Annotated in this window: 9 protein-coding genes; 2 read left to right on the plus strand and 7 right to left on the minus strand. The window is 71.5% G+C overall.

What is annotated here, in order from left to right:
- Position 1 precedes the first annotated feature (1 nt).
- Complete coding sequence (locus tag NOD94_RS09630; RefSeq protein WP_281205370.1) at positions 2–970, minus strand: TauD/TfdA family dioxygenase; 969 nt, start codon at positions 968–970, stop codon at positions 2–4.
- On the minus strand, positions 970–5028 hold the full coding sequence (locus NOD94_RS09635; protein WP_281205371.1) for a PA14 domain-containing protein: 4059 nt from the start codon (positions 5026–5028) through the stop codon (positions 970–972). Before NOD94_RS09635 ends, NOD94_RS09630 begins: the two co-directional genes overlap by 1 nt.
- A gap of 159 nt (positions 5029–5187) precedes the next feature.
- Between NOD94_RS09635 and NOD94_RS09640 the strand changes: the two genes are divergently transcribed.
- Positions 5188–5838, plus strand: coding sequence for a response regulator transcription factor (locus tag NOD94_RS09640; RefSeq protein ID WP_281205372.1), 651 nt, complete (start codon positions 5188–5190; stop codon positions 5836–5838).
- A 33-nt stretch (positions 5839–5871) separates the two neighbouring features.
- Here NOD94_RS09640 and NOD94_RS09645 read toward each other — a convergent pair whose 3' ends face one another.
- The 3 genes from NOD94_RS09645 to NOD94_RS09655 all read right to left on the minus strand — a co-directional run bounded on the left by NOD94_RS09645 (position 5872) and on the right by NOD94_RS09655 (position 9703).
- Positions 5872–6126, minus strand: a complete 255-nt coding sequence (locus NOD94_RS09645) for a LysR family transcriptional regulator (protein WP_281205373.1) — start codon at positions 6124–6126, stop codon at positions 5872–5874.
- A gap of 248 nt (positions 6127–6374) precedes the next feature.
- Positions 6375–8915 (minus strand): ABC transporter permease, encoded by a 2541-nt coding sequence (locus NOD94_RS09650; protein ID WP_281205374.1) that lies wholly within the window; start codon positions 8913–8915, stop codon positions 6375–6377.
- A complete protein-coding gene (locus NOD94_RS09655) occupies positions 8915–9703 on the minus strand; it encodes an ABC transporter ATP-binding protein (protein WP_281205375.1) in 789 nt (262 codons plus the stop codon). Before NOD94_RS09655 ends, NOD94_RS09650 begins: the two co-directional genes overlap by 1 nt.
- 242 nt (positions 9704–9945) lie before the next feature.
- Here NOD94_RS09655 and NOD94_RS09660 point away from each other — a divergent pair, with 242 nt between their 5' ends.
- Positions 9946–11163 (plus strand): cytochrome P450, encoded by a 1218-nt coding sequence (locus tag NOD94_RS09660; RefSeq protein WP_281205376.1) that lies wholly within the window; start codon positions 9946–9948, stop codon positions 11161–11163.
- A gap of 18 nt (positions 11164–11181) precedes the next feature.
- On the opposite strand, the gene NOD94_RS09665 is transcribed toward NOD94_RS09660, so the two are convergent.
- Together NOD94_RS09665 and NOD94_RS09670 are read right to left on the minus strand one after the other, a co-directional pair.
- Entirely contained in the window at positions 11182–13269 is a 2088-nt protein-coding gene (locus NOD94_RS09665; protein ID WP_281205377.1) for an AarF/UbiB family protein, read from the minus strand.
- Positions 13270–13341: 72 nt separating this feature from the next.
- Positions 13342–14895, minus strand: a complete 1554-nt coding sequence (locus NOD94_RS09670; protein ID WP_281205378.1) for a tryptophan 7-halogenase — start codon at positions 14893–14895, stop codon at positions 13342–13344.
- Between the last annotated feature and the right edge of the window lie 136 nt (positions 14896–15031).

Here is a 15031-nt window from a genome sequence, read left to right on the forward strand (position 1 = left end):
CCTATGCCGCCTTGCGCTGGGTCATCGCCACCAGCACCTTGCGGTCGCCGGTGAAGGGTCGACGGCCGTGCGAGGTGAGGATGTTGTCGATCATCAGGAGATCGCCGGTCCCCCACGTCTCGGCCAGCACGGTCCGGTCGTAGACGCCGAGGACGGTGTCGATCTCGTCCGCGGTGATCGGGGTGCCGTCGCCGTAGTAGGCGTTGCGCGGCAGACCGTCCTCGCCGCAGATCTCCAGCAGCCCCTCTCGGACGGCCTCCGGCAGGGCGTTGACGTGGAACAGGTGGGCCTGGTTGAACCAGACCTTCTGTCCGGTGACGGGGTGCACCATGACCGCCTCGCGCCGCTGGCGGGTGCGCAGTACGTCACCGTCCCAGTCGGTCTGGATGTTGTGGTCGGCGCAGTAGCTCTCGACGTAACCCTTGTCGTCGCTCTGGAAACCCTCCTGCCACGACAGGCCCATGCCCGTGCGGTAGGTACGGGTGTAGAGGACGCCCTTCTCCTCGAAGCGGCGCACGAGGCCGGCCGGGAGCTTGCCGAGGACGGCGGCGCTGTCGGCGACCGGGGTCTCGCCCCCGCTCCGCGCGGCGAGCGCGCAGAAGAAGAAGAGGTTGTGCGGCCAGTTCTCCGAGTAGGCGCTCTCGTTGTGCTGCGGAATGCTCTGGTCGGCCGGGTACTCGGTGGAGGTGTACACCTTGCCGGTGACCCGGCTGCGCGGCGTGGAGCGCTCGTTGTAGTCGAGGGTCCGGCCGCCGACCTCCTCGGCGATCTCGGCGAGTTCCGACTGCTGGACGAGGCCGCTGTCCTTCACCATCACGGCGGCGTGCTCGTACATCGCGGAACGCAGGGCCTGCGCGTTGGCCGTGAACCAGGCCCGGTGGTCGCTTCCCGCCCGCGGGCGGACCCGGACCAGGCGCGAGCCGTTGGTCTCCAGGACTTCGGTGTCGGCGTCGGTAAAGGGCGTCTTCATCATTCCTTCTCCACGTCCAGGCTGTAGCCGTCGATGCTCGTGTGGTTGACCGGGTCTCCGGCCGCGTACTCGTAGGGGTTGAGGAAGGGACCGGCCGCAACCGGGGCGGAGAACCGGCCGAGGGCGGGGTTGAACACCCGGGTGTCCAGGACGACTTCGTACAGCGCGCCCTGGTGTTCGGTGCCCACCTGGTACCGGCCGAGCCAGCCGTAGTCGTAGTCGCCGGGCAGGTTGTCGGGCAGCCGCCGCGGGTCGACGGTGCCGTCGGGGGCCAACGGCTCGCCGTTCAGGCCGAACCGGTGGAGGTCGCCGACCTGCCGGCCCTCGTCCGAGGTGACCAGGAGGATGTCGCCGCGGACGGTGGGCAGGCTCCAGGTGGTGCTGCCCGTCCGGTTCGCCGCTCCCTTCGCGGACAGGACCACCCCGCCGGGGAGCCCGATCACGCGGGCCTGCACCCGCTTGTCGGTGCCCAGCACCAGGTCCGCGTCGGGGTTCGTCATGTCGGTGTGCCCGTACAGGTACTGCTGGGTATTGCCGCCGGAGGTCGCCCTGCGGGCCATCAGGTGGTCGCCGATGTCCTTGGTGTAGACGACGTCCGCCGCGCCGGGACCGGTCACGGAGGCACCGAGGTAGCGTTCCACCGCGTCCTGCCGCTGTGTCACCTTCCTGCCATCGCCGGCGTATCCGGTGAGGTGGCCGTTCGGGGCGTAGGTCCCGTCGCCGAAGGTGTTCCGGCCGGTGGTGGCGAGCAGCCGGTCGGCGTTGTCGTAGCAGTAGCCGGTGACCTGGGTGCCGGCCGCCGTACGGTCCGTGACCTCGACCACGTTGCCGTTGCTCCCGGCTTGCGGGCCGGTGCCCGCCGGGCAGCCGGCCGGCGTTGCGGCGGTGAAGTCACGGCCGTACTCGTGGCCGCCGATCCAGGCCTTGACCAGCCTGCCCGTGGCGTCGTACCGGAAGTCGGGTCCGCCGGGCAGACCGTCCCGGCCCGCGACCGATTCGTCGACGACCGTCCCGGACCGGGAGCGCGTGACCGCGGCGGGCACGCTCGTGCCGTCCGCGAGGGTCCAGTTCTTGGCCGTGACGCGGCCGGCCCCGTCGCGGTCCACGGACAGCCGGGTGCCGTTGGCGTACCGGACCTGGCGCACCGTGCCGGCGGCGTCGTACTCGGTGTCGGCCAGCTGCCTCCCATCCAGTGCGACCGAGAGGGTGCGTCCCGCCGTGTCGTACGCGGTACGCCTGACCTGCACGGCGTCGGCCTTGGACGGCGGGGTGACCCGTTCCTGAACGGTGCGGCCCGCCCGGTCGAGGAGCGTGTCGGTGCGCACGCCCTGGCCGTCGGTGTGGTGCACCGTGCGGCCGAGCAGGTCGACGGTGTTGACCAGGGAGTGGTCGCGCTGGACGGCCTTGAGGGTCAACGGGTCGCCCGCGTACGCGCTGTCGTAGTCGACGGTCCAGGCGTCGAGGCTGGAGTTCCCCGGCATGGACATCCCGGTGATGCGGCCCCGGGCGTCGTACCGGACACAGGTCCAGTCGGGTCCGCCGAAGGTCACGGCCACCGGCAGGCCGCGGGCGCCGAAGACGAACTTCTCGATCCGTGCCGTCCCGTCCGCCGCCGCGGGCAGTTGGACCGTCCTGGGCAGGCCGCGCTGGGGGGCCGGATCGTTCTCCTTGGTGCAGGGGTTGTCGGCGTTCTCCGTCGCCCCGTAGTAGGAGAAGACCTGCTTGGCTCCGTTGGGCTGGATCTTGCCCACGGGCCGGAAGAACTCGTCGAACTCGAAGCCGGTCCGCAGGGCCAGGCCCGCCGGGTCCGCGATGGAGGCCACGGGCAGACCGAATTCGTTGAGCCGGGTCGTCACGGTCCGGTGCGGTACCCCGTGCGAGTCCTCGCGTTCCGTGGTGATGCCCTCCGGACCGTACGCGGTGGTCTGTGCCGGGAGCCCGACGCAGGCCGTGGGGGCGGGGAGCAGCGGACGCAGGTCCGGGCCGAAGCACTCCTGCGGTCCCGGTCCGTAGGTGCCGACGGGCATCCCGGACGGGTCGTGGACGGTGGTCGTCAGCCGGCCGGCGGGGTCGGTCGCCGAGGCCTGCTGGTCGGCGGGGGTCCAGGTGAAGCGCCGGGTGCGCCGGGTCCCGTCGGTGTCGGAGAGGATCCGGCCCGCCGGGTCGTGGGTGACCTCGCGCGTCCAGCCCTGCGGAGTGCTCACCCCGGCGACCTGGAGGCGGGTGGTTCCCGCCCCGATCGTGTAGCTCCGCTGCGGGCGTCCGTCGGGGCGTCCGGGGGTGCCGGCGGGGTGCGGACCGGTCAGGCGCAGGGCCTCGGCGGTTCCGGGTCGGTAGTCGATCCGGTACCGGGAGGCCTCGTGGTCCCTGCGGGCGCGGTCGACGGCGACCCAGTCGGTGACGAGCGGGGGCCGGACCTCCGTGAGCAGGTGGTCGGTGGAGAAGCCGAGGTCGGTGGTCTCGCCGCCCGGGTTGAGGAAGCGGGCGAGCTTGCCGGAGCGGTAGACGAGCCGGGTCGTGCCGGCGCCGGGTACTCGGACGGCGCACACGTGACCGGCCGGGGCGCCGCTGTCCTCGCACTCCTCGCTGCCCGCGTAGAGGAAGGCGAGGCCGTCCTCCTCGGCGGCCGCGATGGCGGCCGCCGTGCCGTCGGTCCCGGCCTTCACCGGGGCGGTGTTCGTACGTGCGGCGGACTTCTTCCGGGCCGTGCCGGGCTGCTTCGGGACGCCGTCGGGGTTCCGGGGGACGGCGGGGGCCAGATCGGTCCGGCCGGTGGTCGCGGCCTTCAGGGAGGCCGCGGCGTCGGTGAGGGGGTCCGTCCGGGTGGCGGGGGCGTCGGTCCGGGTGGTGGGGGCGTCCGTCGCGCTGCCGGTGGCGGGTACGGCGGCCGGGGTCACCGTCCAACCCGGCGGCAGCACGGCACCCGACGGGCGGAGCCAGGAGGCGGGCACCGGGGCGGTGCGTCCGGCGGTGCCGAACCACAGCGCGGCCCCGCCGCCGGCCGCCTTGCGGCGGTACTCGACGGTGATCCGGTGGCCGCGACCGGCCTTGAGCGCGACCTCGTGTCCGAAGACCGGGCTGCCGCCGGTGGCGGCGGGGCGCTTCCAGTCGTCGAGGACCGGTACGCCGTCGACGAGGACGCGCAGGCCGCCGTCGTAGGTGCCGCCGAGCCGGTAACGGCCGTCCGCGGGCACGCTGAGGGTGCCGGTCCACCGGGCTCGGAACGCCGCGGCGGGGTCGGCGTCCGGGTAAGGGGCCTCGTTCCCCCAGGCGAAGTCGACGCGGGAGTCGGTGCGTGCGGCCGCGGGCTTCTCCGCGTCGGCGATGCCGGCGTCGGAATCCCCGGCGAAGTACGAGCCGGTCAGTCCCGCGGAGGACCGCACGGCCTGGGAGTCGTAGGTGAAGGTGGCGCCCACGGCGCCGAACCCGGTGCTGACCTGCGGAGTGGCCACGGAGGCCGTCACGTTGCCGGTGGCCAGGTTGACGGTGACCGGGCCGAGCGCGTCGGTGGGCACCGGGCCGCCCGTGGCCGGGGCACCCAGTCGCTGGTTCACCGCGAAGGAACGGGCGGGGGCGTCGGCGCCGACCCGTCCGGTCCGGCTCTTCGCCCGGACCGTCCAGGTGTACCGGCTGCCGTCCTTGAGCAGGCCCGCGGGAACCTTCCAGCGGGGGGACGGCAGCCAGCCGGACGAGGTCACCTGACCCGTGCGCGGGTTGCCGCCGGTCCCGATCAGGAACTCGTAGGCGACCGTGTCCGGTGCGCCGGTGGCCGACAGTTCGGGGTGGACGTCCACCAGGGCCGCCCCGTCCGCGGGACCGGCGGTCTTCGCGACGGGCCCGGCGCCGAGCTCCTGCGCGGACGTCTCCCCGAACGCGCCGTCCGGCCAGGACGGACCGCCGGGCTCGCCGGCCCCGGAGGCGATCAGGGCCACGCGCGAGGTGTCGGGCGCGGGCGCCTCCCCGGTCGTCGCGGGCGCCTCACCACCGAGCAAGGTCAGGGACAGCGCCGCGGACATCGCGGTCGCTGCCAGCACTCTGAGTTTTCCGGCGTGAGCCATGCCCAGTCACCACTCCAAAACGGGAAACGCACCGCGCGCGGCGCTCGACGTCCATCTGCCCAGATGCTGGCAGTGGCCGGTTCCCGTCCGAAGGCCGCAGAGAATCTTTGAATACGATTCGGTGGTTGCCCGAAGTGATCACCGGATACGGTTCCGATCGTGACCATCCGCATACTTCTCGCCGACGACCAGGAATCCGTTCGCCTGGGATTCCGGCTGATCCTGGATTCCCAGCCGGACATGGAAGTCGTCGGCGAGGCCGTGGACGGCCTCCAGGCCGTCGAACTCGCCGGGAGGCTGCGGCCGGACGTGGTCCTCGCGGACATCCGCATGCCGCGCCTGGACGGCCTGGAGGTGACCCGCAGACTCGCCGGACCCGAGGTGAGCGACCCGCTGCGGGTGGTCGTCGTGACCACCTTCGACCTCGACGAGTACGTCCACACCGCACTCCACAACGGCGCGTGCGGCTTCCTGCTGAAGCGGTCGGGACCGGCCCTGCTGGTGGAGGCGGTACGCGCCGCCGTGGCGGGCGACACCATGATCAGCCCCTCGGTGACGGTCCGCCTGCTGAAGCACCTGCGGAGCCCGACGAAGCCCAAGTCGCCGTTCCCGACGGAGTCGTTGACGGACCGGGAAACGGAGATCGCGCGCCTGGTGGCCAAGGGGCTGACGAACGCGGAGATCGGCAGTGAGCTCTTCATCTCGGCCGGCACCGCCAAGACCCACATCGCCAACATCCAGCGCAAGCTCGACGTGCGCAACCGGGTCGGCATCGCGGCCTGGGTGTGGGACAACGGCCTGGCGGCCTGAACCCGGCGGCTTCCGGGCCCGGAAGCCGCCGGATCACGCGGCGCAGACGCCCTTCATGCTGTCGATCAGGGCCAACACGGCCCGGGCGGACGGAAGTATCATCCGGCCCTCCCTGGTCAGCCTCGCCCCCGTGGAATCCCTCGTGAAGAGTTTCGTACCCAGCATCTGTTCCAGGCACTTGATCTGATAGCTGATGGCGGGCTGCGAATATCCCAGTGCTTTCGCGGCCTGATCCATGCGTCCGATTTCCGCTACGGACACAAAAGCGCGGAACTCACGCTCGTGCATCTCGCCCCCTGTCTGTCTGCGGACCACAACCGGACCCACCTCCGGCTCCCGCCGGGAACGGCGGGACCGCGGTGGGTCCTGGACCATGTCAGCCCACTGCCGCCGGAGCGGCAATGGAAGGTGCAGGAAGCTGCCGATCCGCCTTCGGACGTGGGGAGGGGCGGGGGTGCGCGGACACACCGGGGCGCCCCCGGGGCATGCCCCGGGGGCGCCTGCGCGCTCCGGCCCGTCGGCCGGAACCCGTCCGGTCAGCCGTGGCTGATGGCGGTGAGCACGTTCAACCGGGCACCGCGACGGGCCGGGGCGATCGAGGCGATGACTCCGACGATCCCGGCGCCGATGAGGTAGGCGAGCATCTGGCCCCAGGGCAGTGACAGTTCGCTGACTCCCTGGTCCTTCATGGCGTGGGCCACGGCGAGTCCGAGGACCCCGCCGACCACGATGCCGAGCACCGCTCCGAAGAGGGAGATCACCACCGATTCGGTCATGACCATGCGGATGGTCTGGCCGCGGCTGAGACCGATCGCCCGCAGCGTGCCCATCTCCTTGGTCCGTTCCAGGATCGACAGGGCGAGGGTGTTGATGATGCCGAGCACCGCGATGAGCATCGCGACACCGAGCAGTCCCTGCACCACGGTGAGGATCATGGCCATGCCGCCGCTGAACATCTCGATGACCTCCTCCTTGGTCTTCACCGTGACCTCGGGGCTGTCCGCGAGCAGCTTCTCGATCTCCGGCCGCGCGGAGGCGGCCCGGTCCCCGTCGTCCAGCTGGAAGTAGGCCTGCGAGGGCTGCGTGCCGCGGAACCCGGTCGCGGCGTCGGCCCATGGCACGACCACGCTGTTCGCCAGCGACGAGTCCTTGAAGATGCCGGCGACCTCGTAGGTGCGGGCGTCACCGCGCTGGAGCTGGAGGGTGAGGCTGTCGCCGACCTTCACTCCACGGGTCTTCGCGGTGCTCGCGTTCATGACGACGGTTCCGGGGGCGGGGGCCGCGAGGGACCCCTTGGAGTCCTGGATCCCGAGGACTTCGCGGGCCTGGTCCCAGTCCTGCCAGGAGGTGAGCGCCTGGGACTCCTTGCCGACCGTCCCCGTGTCCAGCATCGCGGCCGCGACCGCCTTCACACCGGGGACCTCGGCGATCCGCTTCAGCGCGGCCGGGTCGATGGTCGACGAGGCCGCCGATCCCGCCTCGCCCATGGCCACGTAGTCCGCCTTCAGGTCACGCCTGATGTCCTTGGTGACGCTGGTCTCCGAGGAAGCGGCCACCGTGCTGATCGCGGTGACCAGCGCGACGCCGATCATCATCGCCGAGGCGGTGATGGCGGTACGGCGCGGGTTGCGGGCGGAGTTGCGGCGCCCCAGCTGTCCGGGCAGCGAACGGGAGAACGCCGCTCCGAGCACCTGCACCGACGGCCCGCTGAACAGCGGCGTCAGCAGCGCGACGCCGACGAAGGCCAGCAGGACTCCGGAGAGGATCGTCGCGACCCCGCTGGAGCCGAAGAGGCCGAGGGCCAGCAGGACGACTCCGAGACCGAGCAGGACGGACCCGGTCCAGGTCTGCTTGCGGTGCTTGCCGTCCGGGACTCCCGCGGCGCGGATCACCGCGATGGGCGGGACCTTGGAGGCCCGTACGGCGGGGAAGAGCGCGGCCAGCATCGTCACCAGGATGCCCACCGCGAAGGACGTGACCACCGCGCTCGCGGGCACCGCGAGGGAGCCGACCTTGAGGCCGTCGGTCGCCCCGGCCAGCAGGTCGGCGCCGAGGACGCCGATGCCGATGCCGGCGGCGAGACCGAGGGCGGAGGAGACCAGGCCGACCACGAAGGACTCGACCAGCACGGAGGTGATCATCTGGCCCCGGCTCGCGCCGAGGGCCCGCAGCAGGGCGAGTTCCCGCATCCGCTGGGCGATGATGATCGAGAAGGTGTTGACGATCAGGAAGACGCCGACGAGGACCGCGACTCCCGCGAACCCGAGCAGCAGCTGGTTCATCAGGTCGAGGACGCCGCGGGACTTGTCGGAGGCCTTCTTGGCGAGGCCCTCCCCCGTCAGGACCTCGAAGTCCGCGCCGAGCTCGGCGGACAGCGACTTCTGGACGGCGGCGACGGACGCGCCGGAGGCGACGTCGACCTTGATCCCGGAGAACGCGTCGGCCCGGCCGAGCATCAGCCGCTGGGCGGCCGGCTCGCTGAAGGCCACCGTCTGCTCGCCGCCGATGGAGTCGCGGTCACCCGAGTAGCCGAAGACGCCGGCGACGGTGAAGGTCTGCTTCGGCTCCGCGGTCAGCACGCTGATCGGGTCGCCCGCCTTGAGACCGGCCTTCTCGGCCAGGCCCGCGTTGACGGCGACCTCGGTGTCCGTGCGCGGCTCGTGACCGGAGCGCAGGGTGATCAGCTTGCTCTCGCCGCGCCAGCTCTCGCCGTAGCGGGGCCCTCCGGTGTCCTTGACGAGCTTGCCGTCCTTGCCGAGGACGCGTGCGCCCTCGGCAAGGACCAGGCCCTTGGCCCCGGCCACGTCGGCGGCCTTCGCCACGCGGGCGACGGCCGCGGCGTCGAGCGGGGACACGACCGCGGTCTCGCCCGTGTCGGCTGCCACCTTGGGCTTGAGCGCCACGTGCAGGTCGATGTCGGCGTAGGCACCGTTGAACTGGGCGTCGATGGACCGGTTCAGAGTGTCCTTGATGACCATCGAGCCGGAAACGAACATCACCGCGAGCACGACGGCCAGGCCGGAGAGGACCAGCCGGAGCTTGCGCGAGAGGAGGCTCTTGAGGGTCGCGTTCAGCATTACGCCACCCGCGCCTTGGAGTCGAGATTGCGCATCGTGTCGAGCACCGCGTCCGCCGTCGGCTCCCGGAGCTCGTCCACGATCCGGCCGTCGGCCAGGAAGATGACCCGGTCCGCGTACGAGGCGGCGTGCGGGTCGTGCGTGACCATGACGATCGTCTGGCCGAGCGTGCGCACCGAGTGCTGGAGGAACCTGAGCACCTCGGTACCCGAGGTGGAGTCCAGGTTTCCGGTCGGCTCGTCGGCGAAGATGACCTCCGGCTGCGACACCAGGGCGCGGGCACAGGCCACGCGCTGCTGCTGCCCGCCGGACAGTTCCGTCGGCCGGTGTCCGAGCCGCTTGCCCAGACCCACGGTGTCGATGACACGGTCGAACCAGTCCTTCGACGGCTTGCGGCCGGCGATGGCGAGCGGCAGCAGGATGTTCTCCTCGGCCGTGAGCATGGGCAGCAGGTTGAACTGCTGGAAGATGAAGCCGATCCGGGTACGGCGCAATTCGGTGAGCTTCTTGTCGGACATCCCGCTGACCTCGGCGTCGCCGATGTACACCTGACCGTCGGTGATGCTGTCCAGGCCCGCCAGGGCGTGCATGAGGGTCGACTTCCCGGAACCTGACGGACCCATGATCGCGGTGAATTCCCCGGCGGTGAATTCCACGCTGACACCGCGCAGCGCGGCGACCTGTGCCTCGCCCTCGCCGTACAGTTTCGTCACGCCGACGGCTCGGGCGGCGGTCTGCCGCTTGGTCGAAGTCGAAATGGTCGCGGTCACACGACTCACACTCCCCATACCCGGGTTGGAATTACGGACGGTCCATGACCGGAGCACTGTGCACGGTGTCCGGTGGTCGATTTGGAGCCTAGGAGCGGGCCGTGACCCGCCACATCTGCCAATCGGCATAGATCCTCCTCGCCGGAGGCCAAGATTCCGAGCGCAGATAGAACTCTTGAGACCAGGCCTGCGCCCCGGGGCCGGGCCCGCTTAACGTGCCGACGAATGGGCAGCTCCCGGTGACGGCACGGAGGACGGACATGACAGGCACGCGGGCACTCTCCAAGTACTGGATGCTCACGAACGACTTCACCCAGAACCCGTATCCGGTCCTGGAGTACGTGCGGCGCGAGAGCCCCGTGCGCGAGCTGTCCTTCCCCGACGGCGGGCGCGCCTGGGTGGTGACCCGGTACGAGGACGCCAAGGCGGCGCTCGCCGACCCCCGGCTGAGCCGGGACGTCCACGTCCACTACCGCCTCATGTCCGAGCGGACCGGCCGCACGATGACGCCTCCCCCGGAGGAGGCCAACCACCTGGCCAACCTGGAGCCGCCCCGCCACACCCCGCTGCGCCGGGCCATCAGCTTCGCCTTCACCCCGCGCAGGGCCGAGGCGCTGCGGCCGAAGGTGGAGCAGATCGCCGACGAGCTGCTGGACCGGCTGGCCGGCCTGCCCCGGCCCGACCTGATCTCCGGGTACGCCGATCCGCTGCCCGTCATCGTGATCGCCGAGTTGATGGGCGTACCGGCCGACGCGTGGCCCGATTTCCTGCGCTGGTCGACGGCGCTGCGCACCCACTCCCCCACCGAGGGCTCCGGAGCCCTGGACCGCAACATCCAGGAGCTGTCCCGCTACATGTCCGCCCTCATCGCGGAGAAGGAACGGGAGCCCGGCGAGGACCTCCTCTCCGCGCTGATCCACGCCGACCCGGAGCGGCGGCTGACCAGCACCGAGATCCTCTCCACCGGCTTCGCGCTGATGACCGGCGGCAACGACACCACCGCCAGCCTGGTCGGCGGGGTCATCGCCGCGCTCCTGGCCCACCCCGCCGAGCGGGCCGAGCTGTTGGCCGAGCCGGGACGCTGGGGCAGGTCGATGGACGAGCTGATCCGCTACGTCAGCCCGATCGGCAACGCCCTCCAGCGCGTCACCACCGAGCCGGTCGAGCTGGGCGGGGTGACCATTCCGGCCGGCGAGGTCGTCGTCGTCAGCGTGATGTCGACGAACCGCGATCCGCATCAGTTCCCCGACGATCCGGACGGGCTGGACCTGACCCGCCCGAAGCCGGCGCACCTCAGCTTCGGGTTCGGCATCCACTACTGCTCGGGCGCCCACCTCGCGAAGGTGATCACGGAGATCGCCGCCCGGCGGCTCTTCGAGCGCTTCCCCCGGGTCCGCTTCGCCGTGGACCCTTCGGAGCTGCGTTACCAACAGAACGTCGTCGTCCGCCCGCTGGAGGCGCTGCCCGTCGTGTTCTGAAACCGTCCGCCGGTCCGCTCAGGCGGGCCGGCGCATCGCGGTGTACAGGGCCCTGAGCATGAGGATGGCGCTGACGACGAGCACGTGGTAGCCGATCAACGGGAACAGCTCCAACTGCCTGGTCACCCGCGGCCCTTTGCCCGTGCCGAAGACCACCAGCATGACCCCCATCAGCCCGGTGCACGCGGCCAGCAGGGTCACCGTCACCTGGTGGATCAGGCCGGAGACGAAGCGCCGCTCCCGCTCGTCCGCGAGCACCCGGACCCGTACCCCCAGCCGGCCCTCCTCCAATGAGGCGCTGATGCGTTCGGCCCTGCGCGGCAGGCGGCGCAGCATGGGCAGGACGGACAGCAGTTCCTGGGCGGCTCCGTGCGCCAAGGCGGACAGTCCCGGCGGCGTGAAGCCGCCTCCGCCACCCTCCGCGCCGCCGGTCCGGGGCCTCGCCGCGCCGAGGGTGAACCGTTCCGTGAGCATCCCGATGGCGAACGTCCGCGCCTCCTGGAGGAGGTTGAAGCCGGGGGCGAGGTGGGTCAGCGTCCCCTCGATGGTGGCGAGCGACCGGAAGACCGCCGCCACCTCCGGGGGGACGGCCAGACCGAACCGGGAGAGCATCCGGAACAGGGCCGTGAACATTTCGGAGTCCGGCTGGGCCCCCGCTCCCAGGTGCCGGGCCATGAACCGGCCCAACTCCCTTTCCAGCAGAGCGGCGTCGGGCACGAGTTCCTCGTTGGTGGTGGCGCGGGTGCCGAGCAGGGTGAGCAGGGCGTCGTGCAGTCCCGCCGGGTCGCCCCGGTCCACGGCGACCAGCAGTTCCTGGATGGCCAGCCGTACCGAGGGATCGGTCCGCCCCACGGAACCGAAGTCGATCAGGCCGATCCTGCCGTCGTCGAGCAGCAGCATGTTGCCCGGGTGGGGATCCGCGTGGAAGACGCCCACCCGCAGGATCTGGTGGAGGATGGCGGAGAAGGCGGCGCTGGCCAGTGCCGACCGGTCCAGGCCCGCCGCGTCGGCGACCGGCCCGGCCCGGTCGAGGGTGACGCCCTCCATCCACTCCTGCACCAGGACGCGCGCCGAGGTGTACTCGAAGTACACCCGGGGGATGCGTACCGGCGCGTCGGCCTCCCAGGACCCGGTGGCCTGCGCGACCGCGGCGGCGTTGCGCCCCTCGATGCGGAAGTCCAGTTCCTCGCGCACGGACTCGGAGAAGCCGTCGCCCAGCTCGCGCAGGCCGAGGGCCTGCGCGGAGCGGACCCGGGTCTGCAGGCTCCGGCTGATGGTGAGGACGATGTCGAGGTCCCGCTCGACCGCTTCGCGTATACCGGGTCGCTGGACCTTCACCACGACCGTCGGGCCGCCGAGCAGCCGGGCGCGATGCACCTGTGCGATGGAGGCCGCCGCCAGGGGCACGTGCTCGATCCACTCGAAGACGTCGGAGACCGGCTTGCCCAGTTCCTTGTGGAGGATGGCCTCGACCTCCGGCCACGGCGCCGGGGGCACGTCGCTCTGCAGCCGGCTGAGTTCTTCGATGAAGTGGGACGGCAACAGGTCGCGCCGGGTCGACATCACCTGGCCGAACTTGATCAGCGCTCCACCGCACTCCTCCAGCGCGAGCCGGGCCGAACGGGCCGCCCTCTCCCCGACCTCACCCGGCTTCAGGGCCCGTTCCCAGCCCGAACGACCCCGCAACATCCGGCTCAGGCCGTGCCGCATGAGGATCCGGCTGATCTGGGAGTAGCGGCGTGCCCGGCGCATCCGGTCACCCAGCCCGCGCAGGACCTGGAGCGGCCGCGTCCAGCTGCCGTGGGGAAGGAACACATCGACGATCACCAGGGTGGCCATCGCCGCGAACAGGGCCAGGGGGATCTGGATCGTCGACAGCGCCCCCCGGTCCTCCTCGTCGCGCACCACTTCGTTGAAGGCGAGGAAGACGCCCAGTCCCATCAGGCCTGCGCCCAGCGCGCGCAGAGGACCGACGCGGATGCCGAGGAGTCTGCGGGAGGCCGTCGAGACTCCGAAGACGATGACCCCGAGGGCCCCCGCGGCCATCAGGAGGATGACGAGCGTGAGGGACACGTCGTCGAACGCGCCGGCGGCCGGATCGGTCATGGAACAGCTCCCTCGGTAGGTCGCCGGCCACCCTAGGCCGAACCGTCCGGGAGCCGGAGGAATCTGGCAGCTTCATGCAGCCGCCCGTTCGTGGAGCCTCTCCAGGTAGGCGTGGGCCGTCGGCAGCGTCTCCAGCAGGATGTTCTGACGGCGCTGGACACGGGTGAGCCGCTCCTCGGCCGCTCTCAACGCGGCCGGGGCCGGACCGGGGGCGGCGTCCGCGTCCGGGGCGGCGGCGATCAGCGCCGACAGCAGTGCGTGGTGCGCCTCCGCGCCCGGCCCGGGGGCCGACCCGCGGCGGTGGGCGTCCAGGTGTCGCGCCAGGGCGGCGGACGGAGGCAGGGCCCGCTGCGCCCGCCAGAACCCGGCATCGGTGCGCCCGGCCGCGGCGTAGTGGAGCTGTACGGCGTCGGCGGCGCGCTCGTACCGTTCGCGGGCGGCCCGGTTGAAGCGGGCGGCGGGGGCCTCGGGCGCGTCCGGGGAGGGGAACTCCCGGATCAGCAGGTCCACCGCTTCCATGACCTCGGTCAGCGCGTCGCCGGCCAGGGGTTCCACCTGCCCGGCGGCCGCGCCCAGGGCCACGCAGTTCTTCACCCAGGCGCGGCGACTGCGCCCGAAGCGGTTCCGGACGTGCCGCACCTCCGCACGCTCCGGGTCCAGCCCGTACAGCGCGCACAGCCTGCCCTCGGCCTCGTACGGGCCGGTCCGCGCACGGGAGTACAGGAGACCCGCGCCGAACAGGCCGGGCAGCGGCAGCTTCCAGGACCATCCTTCGGGCACGGCGGTGGCGGTGGCGAAGGGTTCGATCCCCCGGGCCCGGTCGTCGTGCGGGACGGTGACGGTGGCGGCGCCGTCGCAGAGCAGTCGGCCCTCGGCACCGACGAACGGCTCCCCCAGGACCTTCGACAACAGGAGGCCCTCCCGGCCCGTGCAGTCGACGAAGAAGTCCCCTTCGATCCTGCGCCCTTTCTCCGTGTGCAGCACGGTCAGCATTCCGTTTCCGTCACGTTCGACGGAACGGACGGAATCGTGAAGGACGCGCACCCCGAGTCGTCGTACCGCGAGGTCGCGCAGGAATGCGCCGAACCTGCCCGTGTCCACGTGCCATCCGTAGGGAAAGGCCGTCCGGCCGTCCAACCAGCGCGGTGATTTCCTGGCGTCCATCAGGGGCGGTTCGTGGAAACAGGCGTAGTCGGACGGTTCCAGGGTCCGGCCACCGCTGCGCAGATATCGCCAGTAGTGGGAGAGCGGACCGTTCTCGCATTCCGGCACGGCCGCGTAGGGGCGGTAGAAATGGTCCGCCGTTCCGTCGGCGAGGGCCCGCGCACCGGAGCCGTACGCGCCGTCGCTGCGCCAGTTCACATACCTCACGGCCGTCCTGAAGGAGGCTCCGCAGGCCCGCGTCCAGTGGTCCTCGGTCACGCCCAGCGGATCGAGGACCATCGGCTGGAACTCCGGCGGTACGGCGGTGACCTGCCCCGTTTCCATGAGGTCGGGGGCCGCCCGCGGGGTCTGGAGCACGGTGACGGCAACCGTCCCGGGCCGGGCCCGGGCGAGCCGCGCGGCGGCCGTCCAGCCGGCCGCGGAACCTCCCACGACGACGACTCTCCTCATTGTGCTGTCCATGCGCGAAATCCTTGGTCGGGTTTCTGTACGGAATCTGTACGGGGGCCCGCAAGGAGCTCTACGGGCCGGTGCAGAACGGCGCGGGAATCCGTACATCACCTCATCCGAATCTGTGTGTGCCGGACCTGAACGGGGC

It is taken from the genome of Streptomyces sp. Isolate_45, assembly GCF_024721315.2.
Classification (GTDB): Bacteria; Actinomycetota; Actinomycetes; order Streptomycetales; family Streptomycetaceae; genus Streptomyces.